The organism is Rhizobium sp. Leaf311, assembly GCF_001423445.1.
Taxonomy (GTDB): domain Bacteria; phylum Pseudomonadota; class Alphaproteobacteria; order Rhizobiales; family Rhizobiaceae; genus Agrobacterium.
Genome location: NZ_LMNZ01000024.1, coordinates 17,862 through 35,378 on the forward strand (window position 1 = coordinate 17,862; position 17,517 = coordinate 35,378).

At 51.9% G+C, this 17,517-nt stretch carries 12 protein-coding genes; 4 read left to right on the forward strand and 8 right to left on the reverse strand.

Annotation, left to right across the window (positions count from 1 at the left end; genetic code table 11):
- The first annotated feature begins 121 nt into the window (after positions 1-121).
- Positions 122-1,252: an RHE_PE00001 family protein gene (locus tag ASF69_RS21455; RefSeq protein WP_062590501.1), complete on the forward strand. Its 1,131-nt coding sequence runs from the start codon at positions 122-124 to the stop codon at positions 1,250-1,252.
- A gap of 264 nt (positions 1,253-1,516) precedes the next feature.
- Here ASF69_RS21455 and ASF69_RS21460 read toward each other — a convergent pair whose 3' ends face one another.
- The 4 genes from ASF69_RS21460 to ASF69_RS23210 form a co-directional block, all read right to left on the reverse strand.
- A complete protein-coding gene (locus ASF69_RS21460; protein ID WP_062590503.1) occupies positions 1,517-5,530 on the reverse strand; it encodes a hypothetical protein in 4,014 nt (1,337 codons plus the stop codon).
- A gap of 193 nt (positions 5,531-5,723) precedes the next feature.
- Positions 5,724-7,802: a hypothetical protein gene (locus ASF69_RS21465; protein ID WP_156462149.1), complete on the reverse strand. Its 2,079-nt coding sequence runs from the start codon at positions 7,800-7,802 to the stop codon at positions 5,724-5,726.
- A 155-nt stretch (positions 7,803-7,957) separates the two neighbouring features.
- Entirely contained in the window at positions 7,958-8,185 is a 228-nt protein-coding gene (locus ASF69_RS21470; protein WP_062590507.1) for a hypothetical protein, read from the reverse strand.
- A 57-nt stretch (positions 8,186-8,242) separates the two neighbouring features.
- On the reverse strand, positions 8,243-8,389 hold the full coding sequence (locus ASF69_RS23210) for a hypothetical protein (protein WP_156462150.1): 147 nt from the start codon (positions 8,387-8,389) through the stop codon (positions 8,243-8,245).
- 226 nt (positions 8,390-8,615) lie between these two features.
- Here ASF69_RS23210 and ASF69_RS23665 point away from each other — a divergent pair, with 226 nt between their 5' ends.
- The 3 genes from ASF69_RS23665 (at position 8,616) to ASF69_RS21485 (ending at position 11,099) form a co-directional block, all read left to right on the forward strand.
- Positions 8,616-8,924 carry a hypothetical protein gene (locus ASF69_RS23665; protein ID WP_244475549.1) on the forward strand — a complete coding sequence of 103 codons (309 nt, stop codon included), beginning with the start codon at positions 8,616-8,618 and terminating at the stop codon, positions 8,922-8,924.
- Between the two features lie 643 nt (positions 8,925-9,567).
- Positions 9,568-10,209 carry a hypothetical protein gene (locus tag ASF69_RS21480; protein WP_062590510.1) on the forward strand — a complete coding sequence of 214 codons (642 nt, stop codon included), beginning with the start codon at positions 9,568-9,570 and terminating at the stop codon, positions 10,207-10,209.
- A 242-nt stretch (positions 10,210-10,451) separates the two neighbouring features.
- On the forward strand, positions 10,452-11,099 hold the full coding sequence (locus ASF69_RS21485) for a hypothetical protein (RefSeq protein WP_062590512.1): 648 nt from the start codon (positions 10,452-10,454) through the stop codon (positions 11,097-11,099).
- Positions 11,100-11,200: 101 nt separating this feature from the next.
- Here the strand turns inward: ASF69_RS21485 and ASF69_RS21490 are convergent, their stop codons facing one another.
- The 4 genes from ASF69_RS21490 to ASF69_RS21505 form a co-directional block, all read right to left on the reverse strand.
- Complete coding sequence (locus ASF69_RS21490) at positions 11,201-11,797, reverse strand: hypothetical protein (protein WP_156462151.1); 597 nt, start codon at positions 11,795-11,797, stop codon at positions 11,201-11,203.
- A 113-nt stretch (positions 11,798-11,910) separates the two neighbouring features.
- Positions 11,911-13,698, reverse strand: coding sequence for an AIPR family protein (locus ASF69_RS21495; RefSeq protein WP_062590515.1), 1,788 nt, complete (start codon positions 13,696-13,698; stop codon positions 11,911-11,913).
- Positions 13,695-14,732 carry a PD-(D/E)XK motif protein gene (locus tag ASF69_RS21500; protein ID WP_162238105.1) on the reverse strand — a complete coding sequence of 346 codons (1,038 nt, stop codon included), beginning with the start codon at positions 14,730-14,732 and terminating at the stop codon, positions 13,695-13,697. The genes ASF69_RS21495 and ASF69_RS21500 overlap by 4 nt, the downstream gene beginning before the upstream one ends.
- Positions 14,698-17,472 (reverse strand): Z1 domain-containing protein, encoded by a 2,775-nt coding sequence (locus ASF69_RS21505; protein ID WP_244475550.1) that lies wholly within the window; start codon positions 17,470-17,472, stop codon positions 14,698-14,700. The genes ASF69_RS21500 and ASF69_RS21505 overlap by 35 nt, the downstream gene beginning before the upstream one ends.
- Between the last annotated feature and the right edge of the window lie 45 nt (positions 17,473-17,517).

The following is a 17,517-nucleotide window of genomic DNA, read 5'->3' on the forward strand; positions in this document are numbered from 1 at the left end:
ACGCATAAGACTTGATAAGAGGTACTTATCGATGGTTATAAACCCAACCGAAAATCGTACCATGTGAGGAACTGTAATATACATCTAGAGTTCCTATAGGAAATCATTTACCATAATTTCAATGGCTTACGATCTCACAAAAATCGGCATGAGAGCCCTGATGGAACCGGCATTCCGCGCCGGTATCGCCCTTACCCGTCTCGACGAGCGCATTGCACGCTCGCCGGTCGGCGCCGGCTTCCTCGAGCGACAAAATTTCGCCGATGCCTGCGCCTCGCTGTGGATCGACGGCGAACTTGTCCATCTCGAAGACCTCGTCCTCCACGACGCCTTTCGCGACACCCGCACACCCACCCACGAACTCACCATCGCCCGCGACGTGTTGCGCACCCGCCGACGCATCGCCGCCCAACTTCCCGGCTGGGCACTGTCGGCCGACGGCATTCGAACGCTTCGGCAGACGGAGCCAGTGACGTCGATCGGCGCCGATGAAGCAGAGGCGGGCGGTGCCACCCGGCGGGCGGTCGCGATCGATCCGGTAGGGGAGGGGGAAGAGGCAGACGGCGGCGAAAACCTTCCCGGCGTCGACTATGTTGCCATTGATGCGGTGCTTGCTAGATCGGAGGCGGCGATCGCGAACGCCACACGGCTCGACCGCGGCGGCGGGGCCGAAAAAGATCCGCTCGTCTATGATCTCGACTGGGACGAAGACGCGCGGCTCGACGAATGGCGCGGCGTGCTAAGGCAGGCAGAAAACCTGCCTGCGGTGCTGCAGGCGATCATCGCCCTCGATGCCTGGAACGAACTTTCGGTCCTTCAGCACGCGCCCTGGCTCGGTCGGCTGCTGGCCGCGTCGATATTGCGCCAGGCCGGCGTTACCACCGGTGCCCATCTCGCCGCCGTCAATACCGGCCTCAGAAGCATCCCGGTGGATCGGCGCCGACATCGCGATCGCGAGACCCGGCTGCTCGCCGTTGCCCATGGTCTAATCGCGGCCGCCGAGATCGGCATGAAAGAACATGACCGGCTGATGCTGGCTCGGCAGATGATGGAACGTAAACTGGCGGGGAGACGAACGTCTTCGAAACTGCCGGAGCTGGTTGAGTTAGCGATGGCGAAGCCATTGGTGTCGGCCGGTATGGTGGCGAAGACGCTCGAGGTCACGCCGCAAGCGGCGCGGCGGATCGTTTTGGAACTCGGGCTGAGAGAGATGACGGGGAGGGGGAGGTTTCGGGCGTGGGGCGTTCTTTAGCTTCGGATGAAGGAGGATTGAAAATCCGCGTGTCGGTGGTTAAAATCCGCCTCAGGGCACCATTTTTCTTCAGTAAGATCAAGGTGTTGCAGCAATAATGCCTTTTGCTATTTCAATGCCGAACGCGCTTGTGTGCCATTCTGGGTGTCAAGTGCTTGGGTACGGTTACTGGTGGTACAGAGAGTATCGCTTGGCAGCTTCTCTTGGTGAGCGGCTAACATCCTTCCACCTTGCAGTTTGTAAGATCGGCCGATGAGCTGAGAGTTATCGGGTTAGGTCGATAACAACGACATTGATTCTAGCCTTCAACTCGGTCGGCATATTGTCTAGAACCTTCTGTAGAAGCTCGTTTGCAGACTTAACGTCATGTTTTTTTACTCCTGCAACGTCTGTATCCGTTCCAAACCAGTAAACCAGATAGATACCCTGTCGGGAAGCGCTTGGATGAATTGAATAGCGTGCGTCCAATTGCTCTGCTGCCGCAGTGTAGAGTTCTCTGTGCCATTGCCCTTTCGCTTCGATTACCAGCAAAGCGTTTTGCCCGGCAATATTGGAAAGAATGCCGATATCCGTGCGATTGCTATCGCGTTGATGCAGCTCAATGGTCACGTTCAAGCCCAACGTTTCGCAGCGCTGCTTGAGGCGGTCAGCAATGATTTTTGTCGTGCCGTTTTCGTCCTTTCGGATGAAAGTGCTGTCGCTCTGTTTGTCGTAGAACAGATTCACCGGATCAGTTTCTGAACCATTCAACCAGCCTTGAATTTCCTCAAATATTTCGATCAGTAACGCTCTCATATCCTCAACAGAAGCAATTTTCTGATTGTCGAGCATTTGCGTAATGTCTTCCGGCGTGGGAGGTTCGAAACCCTCCAACGCTTGCTTTTTCAGCGCACTTGCCTTGGTTGCCTTCAGGGAGATTGTGAAATCGGCAAAGCGTGTATCAGCAAGAAGGTTTTTGAGCACAGGGATTGCCTTGATCGGTTTATCACGACCGATAGCCCACACAATGTCCGTTAGGAATCGATAGGCAGTTTGCTCTGGAGGATCGCCGGTGCCCCAGTGGTTTGGAAGGTGAACCTTGGGCCAAAGATCAATGAAAGTAGTCAAAATGACCCCGATTTTTTTTGCGGATAGTTCCTTCCAACAAGAATGCTCATCGCCATTTAAGCGGCTTGCTACGCTTTCCAACGCGAGAAGTCTTTCTTTACTCTCTGATAGCCAAGTGAGGGTGGCTTCGTCAGGCGTTTCGCAGATAAAGAATTTTCGAAGCCGCCAGAAGTCATGGGCGACTGTCCAGCGTTCGGCCTGCTTATCGTCACTGCTTGCGTTATCTAGGTCAGCGAGACGTTCGTCGATATACCCGTCGAGCCACCTGTTATCACAGCTGATAGATACGAAGTCGAATAGACTTCTCATATTGTTCAGATGCATACGCGGATAGCTCTGCATCCAAGCTAAGCATAACTTCTCGCGTAGAGGCTCGAATTGCGGTTTGTGCAGGAGCCAATAAACATTGGAATGCTCTAACTCAGGGCTGGCGATCTGCGGTTCAAGATAACGTCGGGCGAAGTTTTCAACATCCTCGGGAGTGGTCCAGATTTCTGATTCTAGCTCATCACGGAAAGTCGAGATATCCTCATCATTACTGCCACTGTAGGACACGTCAGCATTGGTCCTCACTGTTTCAAGAATTGATCGATCAATCCCACGCAGCGTTCCATTCTGGCGATAATATGCTAGGCAGGCAGCATGAGCGACGGTAACAATTGTGAATGTACCGCGTTCGGTCGCGATTTTTTCGAGTGGAGGTATGTGCGGCTTTAAGAAATCAAAGCTGTTGCAGAGCGCTCGGATATGAAATTCGTCGTCGCCCATATCGGGCAAGCGATCTATTTTGTCGAATAGATAGCTTCGCGCAAATAGCTCAAGCCATCCCCAATGACGCCCTGATGCAATTTCAGATCGGTTTTCTTCAAAATGGTTCTGGTTCTTTTGGCGGATTTCGTTCTGCACCCGATCCCGCTTACGTATTCGGGCCGACCGTCGCCAAAAGCGAGGTCTTGATTGAGCGGATTGCTCATTCGATGCCCGCAGCGACAGCGTCCATCGTCTTAAGAAGGCAGGTTTTTCCAAAGCCTGTTTCCGCATATGAGCGCGATAAGAATTCTGGAAATTTTCCTTTTCGTATAGGCGATGGTGTTCAATGAAACACGACCACAGAAGATCGTCGTCATGCTCAAAGGCAAAGTCAGTAAGAGCCTCATGATCGATCCTTTTAAATGAAAGGCCTGAGTGACCCGGACCGGAGAACATCCCGAATTTCATATCAAATATCGAATCTCGATCACCGAGATGCTGGAATGCAAGCCGATGAACGGCTTGGCGAAGTTCATCATCAGCTTGCAGCTCCGCAACCGAAACGCTATCCCTCCCGGAACGCCCATAGGGATATCGAACATTTTGAAGCCAACGCCAGAGTTGTTCCGCGCTCGGCCTTTGCCCGCCAAGTTCGAATAGGCGATCCAACAACTTTCCGATCAGATAGCTTCGGCCATATCGGCAGTAACAATTATGAAGCTCGTGTTTATCGCAGTTGCATGTCAGGCCATCGCTCAGCTTATCGAGTAGCGAAACCAATGCATCAGCACCAAAGAGACCAATGAGGGAAATAATGAAATATCGAGACGTTTGCTCATCATAGCTGTCTGGACCATTTTGAAAGCAGTTTATCGAAATCGACTGGAGCAATCGATTTCCGTCGTCCAAAGAAAGGTGTTTCGCGTAGCAAAACTCGAACAGCTCAGATGCAAGTTCCAGCGCCTGATGCGATGCTTCTGCTAATAGCGCTTCAAACGCTGTAACGCTTTCAAAGTTCGAATTTTCCAATAGCACTCGTAATGCGCGTTTGCGCTGGTATCGGCCCTCGTTTCTATCGAGCAAAATCGTAGCCAGAAGATCAGTTAGTTTCTCTGCTGCAGGTGTTCCTTTCAGAAGTTCTAGCAATAGGGAGCTTAGGGCATCAGATGTCGGTTTTTCCTTCAGAATTTTTTCGACATCGGCACCAATGTCATCGGTGAAAAAGCCGCTTGCGCTGAACTCGCGCCACGCATCGGCTCCTCTGAAATGAGGATTGATGTCGGCCACTTCAGCAAGCTTTTTAAGCAGGTGGGATTTCGATGATGCACAAAGGAAAGATGGATCACCATTCGAGATGATTGCGTATGGATCAATGTCGATCACGGCACGCTCGACCGAAACTCCGCCTTCTGTGGCCATCCAAGCCAGCAACCCACGAAGCTCATCACGCGCTACGTCGTTAGGTGCGATCACCGACATCACGCGCCTAAGTGACAGTCGGTCTGATGGAGTTTCAATTCGTCGCGTTAGATAGCGCGCAGCGGCATGTTCGACAATGATACGGTGAATTGGTTCATGCTGCTCCTCAGCGTCCGCCGGTTTGAACAATCCGGTGTTTACGATTTCAGGTACAGCTCCACCAGCGCTAAGCAAAGCCGAGACGAACGGGAAGTCGCGGTCGGCGTTTCGTTCTGTCAAGGTGACGCCTGACGCACCGCTCAGAAGCAGTTTGGCAAATAATTCTTCTGCATGTTCTATCAACTTTAGGGTGGGGGTTCTGTCCGACTGAACGACTTCTTGGTTGTGTTCACTCGCGAGCTGCTTAATAGCGTCTGCGAATACCTGCCGCCTTGTTCCGAAATTTCCTCCGTTTTGAGTATAAGCATCCGCGAATATCTTCAGCATTTGGGGGTTGCCAAGCAGAGGACCGACATCCAAGCTGGCTAAGCGGTCGTTGAATTTCGCGTAGCTATCATGCGGTTTGTATGTCTCGAAGAGTTTACGCTGTTCATCTTGGTTTAGGGGCTTCAAATACGCTATTCGCGGCTCGACGCCGAAAGCTTGCTTAACAGCCAACGTCCGCGCGCTTTCCCACTGTGCTGACCTACTGGCAAAAAATACTCTATCAGGGTTTAGTTCTTCCGCCTTGATAATTAGCTGATCAACAGCGGACTGATCGATCTTGGCGACCTCATCAACACCATCGATTATTAGAACAGGATTATCTGGGAATTTGGTTTTATGGCGGAATTGACTGGCGCGAATACGTTGTACACCAAAATGCGCGGCCAGCGATTTCATGAGTTCGGTTTTACCTGCACCGGGTTCAGCGAGCAAAATGGTGACTCTATCACCATCCTGTAAAAGCTGATCGCTTTCCAGCTTATCTCCGATTTGAACAAGGCGCTCTATGTACGTCATTTTGTCGGTGATCGCTGTGTTTAATGACTCTCTTAAATAACTTTAGTATACACTCAGGGTCGGGTAGGCACCATGTTGCATGCCAATGCCCACAACTTTTAAGTTACTTATTTGAAAGCAACTCCCTCGTTTTCGTCGGCATGACGGTTCTTTGACGCACTACCGCAGTTCGTGCGGCGTGATTTTCAGCGCGTTATAAAACGCCCCGGCTATTCATCTTTTTGCATACATCGAAAATCGATTTTCCGACTTCGTTCATGTTCATTACTCGATTAACTTCATAAAATATGTCACCGCTTCTGGCAGTCATGTGTCTGATACGCTCCATCGTCTTCCACAGATTCCCTTCTTTGAACGCAAGATAATGCAACTGGTCGACGCTTAGCCACCACGTAGACATAGCAAAATCAAAAAGACCACGTTCGTTTGCTGGTGCATATGAGGACACAATTTCGTTGAGCGCACGGTTTACGAATTTAAGTCTTTTATTGACATCTGTAAGGATCTTTTGTGCTTCAGGTACGCTCGAAGTCATGTAAGTATTGGACAAGGCCTCAATGAAACTCATCGTCATATCGCGGTTCTGTAGTGATCCATGATCGAAAAGGTTTAATGCTACCTTCTCCACGGAACGTCCCCCTAAACGGACCACTTGGCCGTCTTCGAATTCGATCATTCCCACTTTTCGAAGGTGTGCCTCATGCTGAGCGAGTTGTTGAAGTAATTTCAGGAAACTGCCGCTAAAGTCCCGAAGCCCATCTAGCGTATGTCCGCTCCGTGCGCGGTTAGTTAGAGGCTTCTTTGTGCACTCGACTAAAAAAATTTTCTCACCAGTTTCGAAAACTAGATCAGCTTCTAATATCTCGTTCCTTATGGCATTCCGATATTTTTTGCCGCTAACAGATACCGGCATTCCTGCGTTTTCAAAAATTTTAAGAGCCAAACGCTCTAACGCTCGACCCATAATATTTTCAAGATCGGGGACCTGAGCTTTTCGCATTTCTGAGTAGATGCACTCCACAAAAGCTCGGCCGACAACAGCCCGGGGCTGAATTAGGAGGCGATTGTCTGATGCACGTAAGATTGGAAAGTTTGTAGCCGAACGATGCTGAGTATCTGAGGGGGTTTTATATGATTGATTGACCCCGGAAGCAGGTGACGAGATAGCTTTGAGAAGCGCTTTTGAATCTTCCTTAGATGATTGTGCTGTCTTCAATATCCGCTCATCTGCGATGGATAATCTGTATTCCGAAGCGCATTTCAGAACCTGCTTGCCTAAGAATTTCCAGTGTGCAGCGCTAGCAATCGGAAACTCGCAACCTTCAGCCTCTAATGAATCAATCCAAAGCGTTAACAGTGATGCGCTTATCTTTGGTTGCCACTGAGGAATGGCGAACAACTCATCGTAGATTACTGTCTCAAACATAAATCCAGTTAAGGACATTCGAGATAGGCTTAAGTTTTCGTATGACGAGTGTGGCTCTACATCTAATGTCGCAGACATCGCAACCGCCAGCGCTTCCATGGCTTCCAACACGGGTTCAGGATTGCTTGCGGTTGGCGGTGAGGCCAAATGTTTTACGGCCAGCGAATAAATATAATGCCATGGTGTGCCTGATCTCTTTTTACCGTACACGGTCGTAGGCATCCGAGCATGTAGAAGAGTGCCATCCTCAATGCGCCCTGCTTTTTTCATCAGGTTTAACATAGCGTTAGCTACATGTTCTCCGCCAGCGCGTTTGATTTTCTTTTCGATTAGATTGCAAATAGCGTTGTAAGAACGTTCAGTTAGGCTCGCACCTCTCCCGTCAATTCGAAATGGAAAGCCCTTACGTGAAAGCGCAATTAAGGCTTCGCCCAGGAATCTCTCCCTATCAGAAACTCTCACACCATGACGAAAACTGCTTCCCTGCATGTAGATTATAATCTGATCGAACGCTTGCGACCATTGCTTCGTATCCGACAATTCAATAACGCTTTCGCTCGCCCGAACAGCTTCCCATAACTCCGATAAAATCAGAATTTGATCCTCGTGAAGTCTTTTTGCGCAGAATGCAGCTTCAGCGATTTTCAAGAGTCGAAACAAAGCGTCTATTGGCCAACCTTGGTCAAATTCGCAATAAAGTAGATTTTTTACGTTATCACGTGCGGTTTGTGCTTCGTCATTCCCAGTAATTGGCAAACTTCTGTCTACTGGCGGCAATTTTCCAATATACGGCCTCGTCAGAATATCAATTTTGCTAAAGGCTTCAATCGGTAGGGTGCGAAACAACTTGCGACTTTCTCTGACTTTGTAGGCCCTAAAACCCTCCGCAGATGATTTTGGACGACTAATAAAGAATAACATTAGAGAAGTAACAAGAGCAACTCTGCCGTGATAAATGCACGACAGAGAAATTTAGCTTAAACAATATTCAAAGCGTCAGGCTATTTATTGGGTGGGGTCTGAATAAACAGTTCCCTTGCATCCTTCTCTCCTGCTGACCCCTTAACCCATTGCCACGGTGATTTAGGTTTGTGGGACTTTGCTAACTCGGGATACTTCTTCTGATCACGGAAAGCATCGCGAAGACGTTCCCGCGCTTCCTTTGGATCGATTTTCAGTTCTGCGCAAAGGGCTTTGAGAGTGATGATTTCAGGTGCTTTGTCGGTCATTGATCGTCTCCTTCAGTTTAAGACGATCTATCTATTAAGATGACGACAAAGAGCGTGTCAGGGAAAATCTTGCACTCTTTCGAGTTTTTCAAACTCGGCAAGCAGCCTATCGAGCAATGCTGTCGGGCTTTCGTCCATGGCCTTGGCTAGCTTCGCAAATTCGACTACGTCGATACACAGTTCAGCACTTTCCACTTTCGCCACATAGGACTGCGGCTTGCCGGTTGGCAAGCTGCTGTTGCGTCAGTTTAGCCTCCCGCCGCGTTTCTATGAGAAGTTCGACAAGACGTCTATACTCATGTGTGTGGGCGGATTTCGTTGTTGGTTTCCGCACAGAACTGAGCCGGTTAGGCAGATAATTTCCATTGAGATCTGAGCCATGCGAACCTTCCCAAAAGCGGTGAGCGACGGGGGCAACGGATTGATCCACATGGGACATCATCCGTCGGATGGCGTTGCGAGAGAAGCAGTCGTCCGTGAGATCAGCCGACGCACCGGGCTGTCGCGCAACACGATCGCAAAGTGTTTCAACGCGGGTACAATCGAGCCGACGTTCACGGTACCGGAACGACCAAGCAAGCTTGATCCCTCTTCCGACAATCTCGCGGCCCGGCTGAAAACAGAGACCGGAAAGCCGCGAAAGCCAATAACAGTCGCGGTTCCTTTGACCGACGGCACAAAGCTATCACCTTGCGCGGATCCGACACGGGTGGATATCGAGAATTATTTCCGCAAGTAACCAGAGGGGCGGTTGATGTTATAGGTACACGCGGACGCTCTAAGAGGAAATCTTGCTGTTCGAACTACTCCCGGTGAGCCCATCAAGATTTCGCTGTGACATTGAAGATGTAGGCGGCAAGTCCGCCCAAGAGAGTATGTTCCTGATAGAAACAGCGACCAAATCTTGGCGAAAATCGATGGACGACCACCTGCAAGAAGACGGCTAACGGTGTGGAGCTCTTTGCTGGCCTCATGCTGTAGGCGACCTTTCGAACAACTCTCTGATAATACGTCAAATCTTCGGGTCTCACTAACTTTCGATTACGGGTCCTGCGTTCACATCCCTTCAAGGCGTGCACGTTTCATAGCTTCAGCCAGAACCATACATTCGCGAAGGCAGGAAAACTTCGACGCAGAGCGCTTACGGAACGGCAACTCTACAGCCCTGCCGACTAATCAACTTTTGGCGGTGGTCGCATTAAGATCAGCGTCTAAATGCAGGCGAGACGCGTTCGGAAAATTTACATGATATCCATGCAACTAAATTCGCCTATAGCACGAAAAAATCGAAAATGATTAAATTTTTTATCAACCAGTTCAGCATCTTGAAATGCGGTGCCCTTAGTTGTTCAGGTTCAAAATGACACAACTAGGAAAACCTTATGTTTCAAGATTGGATATCTGTATTTCAGCTCGGTGCGGCGCTCAGCTTTGTGTTGGGCGGATTTGCCAATCACCGGCAACCACGTGAAGACAAGCTGGAAAGGTGGGAGAAGGAAGCCGTTGATCAAATTGCACAACTCCGCCGATCGGAGGGCCGAGAGGTGCCGCGCTTAGTGGAGAAGGGAGTAATGCTTGATACTGTCCACTGGTCGAAAATGTCTACAACAGACCTTAATGACTATCGCAGAGACGTAACGCGTCGTTACTACGCCCGGATCGAAAGATACAAATCCAACGATCGAATTCGCCAAGCGCTTCTGTGGATCAACGGCTTGGTTTGCTCTACCGCACTTATTTATGGTTCAGCGAACGGCGAGCAACAAATTTCTGCAGTGTTAGCAGTTGTGATCGCCCTCGTCATACTTGGCATTCCGGTTGCGGCAATGGTTAGCGTTTGGATTGAAGATAACTATCTAGTTCGCGAAGGTAGCCCGAGTGACCGTAATGGTGCGCGGGAGAATGGACGAACGGCCCACGAACGTAGCAATCCAGCCCGAGGCCAAGCCTTCCATGTATTTACGGAAATTCGCCGCCGGGTGCGAGCGCTCAAAGATAAAGGCGATATCGACAGAGCTGCCTAGTCTATCACGTCCCTGTTAGAATTTGCCCAAAAGCGGAGTGCACGCGAGTCTTCGTGCACCCGATATCATTGACCAAAGCTCACCGCTAACCTGAAGAACACCGTTTCGAGGTGTACAAACGTACGCAAAGAACATCAGCAGGCGGCTTCCTGTAATTTAGCCTGAGTACGGTAGCAGTGCGTGAGCTTTTGGAACGTTGAGCGACTGCTCTATAGTCCAGTTTTCTAATTTAAGAGTTTGACATGACACTCAGCCACACAAGCAGTCGCGTCGCCAACGTCATCGAGCCAAGACTGCGAGATGCCGAGCGTCAGAAATCCAACCTGAACAGCTGGCGATTTTGCTACGAAGCATTTGGCGATCCGTCTTCGACGCCCGAAAGCTTGGCTCTCAACCTTGGCTTCTTCCTCGCCAGTTGGGGAATGATGCGGGGTTCTTCTTTTCTCAGGCAATATGATTTCACTGTACATCTCCCTATAGTGGATATCGTCCGCACCTCTGAAGCAAGGCGTTTGCGGCACTCAAACGCCGATGGACCTTCGGATATCAAAGAAGTATTCCGTGTGAGGGATGCTATTGCTGATAACTACAGGTCGCTCCCGCAACGAGGCAGGCTTATCAATGTAACCGACACACTTTCCAGCAAGATCATGTTGGCCACATTGGGGTGTGTCCCGGCGTACGACCGATATTTTGTCGCCGGTGCGCGAGCAGAAAAAATCCCCACTCGCTTCAACGAAAAATCCATCATTTCGCTTCAGCAGCACATCGCTGGCCGCGCTGACGAATATGAAGAAGCGCGCCGGATAACGGAGCAGCGGCTTGGTGCCCCGATTCCTCTAATGAGGGTCGTCGACATGTATTTCTTTACAGTTGGCAAACAGGACTAAACAATCCTTCGACTAACAGATGTGCCAACTGTAAAAGATGTGGTCACGGTCAAGAGCCGAGGCCAGTGCGGTTTTCACAGTCTTAAACCAGTCCCTCTTGATTATGGCAGCCCCCCGAGCAGTCGCGTTATTTCAGCCAAAGACCGTAATTGTCCGTCGTCATCCTCAGACTGCCCAAAAGCAGAGGGCCATTCATTGCCAATGTCAGACGCTCTAGTTACGCCAACGAGCCGCTGCACTTCCCGGATAGCGGGTATCATGCGTTCGTTGTCAAATTCTAGAACCGGATCGACCTCACTTTCCCACGGAGAGTTGACATCGAAATCTATTCCAAGTCCTCGTCCGATGGCCGAGCGCTCATCTTCGTGGAGATTTAAAGCGGCGAATGCCGCCCCCGGTTCGACTTCAATCCCGAACAACCATGCAATTCTGGCCGCCGCCAAACCCGAACCCGGGGCCATCAAAACCAGCGTCGAACCGTTGTAGCGTTTCCCGATAAGAAGAAAGTCGCCTTCGCGCGCCGTCGCGGTCACCGTATTGTTGTAATAGTAAAGCCTGAATTCAGAACGCGTCGGATGCCGGGCCCGGGCGTCGTACCAAGTGAGCATCCCGGTTTCAGTCAGTATCCCGCCGTCGTCTGAAAGCCTGACGAAGTCTGTTGGTATCTTCTGCGGGTGTTCCTTCCCGAACAGGCTCATCAGTGGCTTCGACCCGTTGAACTCATGTTGGTTGGACCGCGTAATGTCCGTCTCGACTGCGCTTAAGCGTTTAAACACAGCACCACTGAACGACGGTGATAGTACCCCGCTTGTCATGGATGATTACGAGAGATTTCAGGGACATCGGTGGAAATCGGCGGCAACGACGAAGCTTTCAGGCTGTCCCAGCATTCGTCCTTTTTGGCCCACTCCGATACCTGTCGGGCACCCGCATCGTCCCTTAGAATATCATTCACGCGTGCGGCCAGCTTAATGATGTAACCGGAAAGCTCCGATGACAGCCCCTGCTTTTGCCAGATGCTATCCAAGGACAACCGGCTGCCCGCAACTTCAGACAACGCGGCGACAGTGTAAGCGGCGATGTTTGCCTGGTACGCCTGAAATCCCCCGGCCCGGACAATCTTCTGGACTGTTCGGAACAAGATAGTCTGCGCGATCGCCTGCTTGTAACGGGTGACGTCTGGGATCACTGCCGTGACAGTGTCATCATCAGACATAAAGCGATCAAAGTTCTTCTGGTTTCCGAGCGAAACGATCTGTGGTTTCCGGCTCCAGGCTTGAATGTATTTCGCCAAATCGGTCTTCGTGATCCTCCTACCGGGTGGAATAGCTTCCTTGAGCTGCCGCAGCCTCGCCTGCGTCGTCCCCTCACGCGCAAGCATTACGTTATAGCTTCCAGCCGCACGCTCATAGAACCACCTGCTCGTACCGTCCGGGCAATACGTCGAGAGTGCAAGTTTCTCCAGTTCGACATGAAAAGGCTTGTTTGCCGAAAGGTCCGAGACTTTCACTGCGTTCTGACTGTTTGCGTATCGCGAGATATCGCTAATCAGCATCTCCTCTGCGTCAGGGTTGTGGGAATGCAGAATGATAACCTTTGCCGGCACGCGTACGCGAGTGAGATCAATGTCAGGATGCTTACGCTTGGTGAAATAAATTGATGCTGTAGTCTGCCCTCCATTGACTATCTGCATACCCTTTAGCCAAGCGAGCCCCGTTGATCCGTCGGCAGCGCGCGCAAGGCTCGCCTCGTCAGCAATCAATACAATGCCATTATTGTAGGCCATGAAGCGTTCGGGTGCATCACGGAGCGTATCCCGGATGCCTTTGTTAACCTTGCCGGTCTGGCTGAGAAATGACCGCACGTTGGCTTCCAGTAGCCTGGCCCCGTAACGCTCATACAGCAGCCGCAGCGTCGCACCCGGAATTGCGGTGAGCGCGTAGTCGTATTCCTCGTTTTCGCCCGGGACATAGACACACGGCAGGGGAGAGCCACAGACTTCCTCGAAGCTGACCACAAGCTCGTCACGTGGTTTGCCTTCGGACCAGTGACGGTGGAGACGTTCGATATCCATAACCTCGAGCCGGACTGATTTCCCTGCGACATCTCGGGGCTTGAAGGCGCGCGTTTTCGCCTGGCGGTCCGTCAGAATGTAAACCCTGATCTGCTCGAGATCCTCGTAGCAATCCTTGATCGTAAGGCTGAACTCATAAGCGTCATCGGAGGGGTCGATCGCTGCCACGAGTTTACCGTCGGCAGATTTTCCCAGAAATTTGAGGCATTGTTCCGCGGCTCTCACGACGTCCGCGTCGGCAATAGGCTGAACAATATCGACTCCATCATAGAGGGTGACGAACAGATCTACCTGATCAGCGTCGTCCGAGACCGCGTATCCGTTGAGCTTCAGCTTAGAATTGGAGACAGTGCGCTCGATATGCAGGACCCGCGGATCGAACGTCATTCCGCATTCTGCCATATGCTGCATGACAACGTCAGTAAATGCGGCTTCATCCTTGAGATAGGTTCCAGCCACCATCCGGTCAGATACCATGGACCGCACCTCCGACTGTGTCTGAACAAGAAATTCCTCAAGTGTCATTCGCTGAAAACTCCATATTGCTGCAACGCGGCTTCAAGCGTCAGAGGGACGCAAGCGACGAGATCAAGATCAATTTCATACTCTGCAGCACGGATCTCCGGGGTTGTCCTGCTGCGTACCAGTGCGGGAAAAGTTTCGTTCACCTCGAAAAGACGCGTATCGATGGCGGAAAACCGGCGTTTATAGAGCTCCGCAACTTCATCCCCAAAACCGGACAGCATAAGCATCCGATTAAGTGTGGAGGCCACACCTCCGTCGGCAGCGAGTTTTCTCATTGCACCAATCAGCTCGGTAAGAGTCTCGCCCCCTTCATGCAGACTGAACCGGATGGCGGCAAGAAGAATGGCCCGTTCTCTCATTCCGTCCAGCTGTTCCAATGAGCTGATGTGTGCAGAAAAGCTGTTCGCCGACAACGTTGCCTTGACCTCGACACCGATCACAGCAGTCTGGAAATCCTGGAGGCTTCCTGAAGGACCGTTCCATGCATGAACCACATCTGCAACGGCTGCTCCGCCGGCGATTGCTTCCCGCATGAAAGTGAGCTCGCCAAACAGACCAAGCTCCTCTTCGGGACACAGGAGGTCGGTGCGTGGTTTACGCATAAATTCCTGCCATGCCCGGATCCTGGCCAGCATGAGGCTCAAAAGCCAGGGATCGGACTGTGTCGTGGCGCGAGAGAGTGCAGAAACGATATCGGCTGCCATCTGAACGAACAGATCACGACCGGCGCCGGATTGACGCGTCAGGCATAACCAGGTGTCGAAACCAGCCGAAAAAGTCTCTTTTGAGATTGCGACGCGGAAGCCGGTTCCTTCAGGAAGATCGGCCTTCCGGATTTCTGAACCAACGTTGAAACCTACAAGAAGAGTTTCCCCTCCCTCGGGGAAAACAATGCCACCCCTGAACCGCGGGCTGGAGTGACCGAGTGCTACGGTCAGCCAGCCCTTGTCGGCGGTTTGGCCCGCGAGCGCACGCCATGCAGTTTCCAGCTCATCAGTATCAGTCAGCACCGCCGTACTCCTGTGTCCATGCAACGTTGTTGACCTTGTACTCGACCTTCGCACCCGACTGACTGGACGGAAAGCTGATACCGAACGCCACCACAGGGGGGAGGAGCGGATCAATGTGGAGCCCGGCCTCTGCAGGGTCGAGGACATACAGAAGCAACAATCCTCGCTCGGGATGACCGTCCCCCCGAATTTTGCGGATTGACGGACCGGATGGCTCATCGGGTGCTTCCGTGGATTTTGGCCGGGCTGGGTCAGGCTTCCAGCTCTTCCTTGTAACATCAAGGGCTGCATCCCATTCTTCTCCGGACAGATCGATCGCCTCATCCCGCGGTGAAAGCAACCGCCCGATCGAATATCGGGTGCCAGGCCCCTCAGCCGTGCGCCTCGCCATCTGAATTTCAAAGTTCTCTGTCAAAGAGAGGGACTTTCCACGTCCGCCGCCGATTACTGCCACAGTCCAGCTGGTAAGCTCTCCGTCTATGTTCATCCGGGTGATAAACTCAGCAAGCAAGACGGCATTTACTTTGTAGGCGTCAGGATGAGTTTTGTATGAGCTAAGAAATTCGATGACCTGTGCTGCAGGAACATTATTCCATAGGCGGCCCTTCCATTGAGACGTGCTGTTGCCACGCTGTCGAATCGGGTCATCTTCGCCTTGACCGAGCTGGCGCACCAAGCTTGCTGTGGCGTCGAAATTTCGTTGCAAAACGCCCTTCTCGGAAAAAAGCGATACGGTTTCTGACACCTGCCCACTGAATGATAGCATGAGGCTTCGTGCTGATCGCATCTTGAGCCGTGATGTCACGAGAAGCACGGGATGGGACTGGACCTTCAGCCCGTAGTCCCGCGGTGTTGAGCCCGCTGCGGCCATCAGATCGAACTCCTCACGCAACTCTTCGGCCGCGTCTGCAATATGCCCGAACCAGTCAGCAAGTTCGTTAGTGGTGTACAGCCGGCACAGATCGATGTAACCCGGCCGATAACCGAACCATCTGCCCATCTGCATCAAAGTGTCATACATCTTGGAGGTCCGCAGGAAATAACTCGTGCAAAGGCCTTCGAGAGTGAGGCCTCGGGACAACTTGTCCCCGCCGATCGCGATGACCTTCATACCTTGGCCCTGGTGGTCGGCATAATCCAGCGCGTCCTTCGCCGTACCATTGATCATTCTGACGTCAACGTCGGCAATGATCTGGGTGATTGTCTCCAACACTTCTGACCACGCAGGCAGGTCAGCGTCGTCTGCGAAAATCGGAAATTCTGACTTCGCTGTGACGCTTGTCGGCACGAAATCCGTCACCCAAAGCTGCTCGAGGCGCGCAACAGCCTCCTCATGGCCTATCCGACGGTTAAGTTGCTGCTTCAGCCCGGAAACGTAATTTTCTACCCTCTCGTGGACGTACCTCTGCACAGAGGTAAATCGCGTCACATGGACGAGCATCGAGGAATGCGCATCGCCTTGGCCCCTCAGATCACGGACTGCACAGGCGATGAGAAACGAGTCAATTGCCTGTTCAAGTGTCAGTGGCAGGCCACTTTCGTTGCCTGTCAGAGGCACGTAGCCATTCTTGTGTGTGTGCGGCATCCAGCCGCCCTTGCCATCTTCGCCGGTGTGATCTGCGACAGGCCGGAACAGGGGCAGCCCCGGGGTCCGCCCTGACGTCGACTGCAATCCGAAGATCTGTGCTGGGCCGACATAACTGGAAGGGGCTGCGAGGTTCGCTATAAACGCCGACGGGAAAAGATCGGGACCTTCCTCTCTGGTCTGTCCTCTTTCGTGAATAAAAATATTAGCAAACGGGGTTGCAGTATATCCGACATAGGCTGATCGCGTAAAAGTATGAAGGATCTTGCGGGTAAGACTGTTGATGGCAGTCGGCTGATGATCCTCGTCGGGTACTCCATCCTCGCCGAAAACTTGCTCTCCCGTATCGACGGAAGCGTGGTCAGCTTCATCGTCAATCAGCAGAAGAGGAAGCCGCTGCACAATCCGGCGCCCGTTCTCATCCTGACCATCTGCGACGTGATGTCGAATCCAGGCGAGCAGGCGCTCCAGAACAGTCTTGTTTTTCTTGATGACGAACAACCAAGGGCGCTGTTCCGGCGATATTCCGAGCGTATTGGCCCGGGCCGTACTAAAGTCCCCGTTATTGGTTCGGTTTGTAACATAGTTCGGCCTGATGGACGGATCCCTGTCAATGAGGCCAACACCGATCTCACGGATATCATCAGCAATCGGTCGGGTCTCATAACCGAGAAAACCCTCATCGAGGCGCATCTGTGTCTGGGATCGGAGATTATTGTGGAGGCCGGCAAGGACGATAATGATCTTGTAACCTGCGTCGGCCGCCTTGCAGACGAGCCCGGTATAGTTTCCTGTCTTGCCTGACTGGACATGGCCAACCACAAGGCCGCGCCGATCCCACGGCCCGTCACGTGCAGGGTCTTCGAGCATGCCAAGTATGGTGTCTGTTGATCGGTCGAGCCCTTCCACTGCGACAACCGACATCTTACCTTCAAGATATTCCCGGTACCGTTGCCAGTAGCGCCAGTCGCCTTTACGACCTGCGTTGAGCCAGGCTTTGTGACCCTCGTCGTTCTGTATCGTGGAATCTGCGCCTACCCATATGCTGAAACGGCGCACCAGTTCATTGATGGCAGCGTCGCGATCCAGTCCATCCTTCCAAGCCGGTTTGAACATCAGAACCTGATCGATCTTTGTACTGATCAAAGCGGGGCTGATCGCGCTTCGCTCTTCTTCCATCAGAAGTTCCTGGGCAAACTTGACAACTTTTTCGTTGCTCAAAAA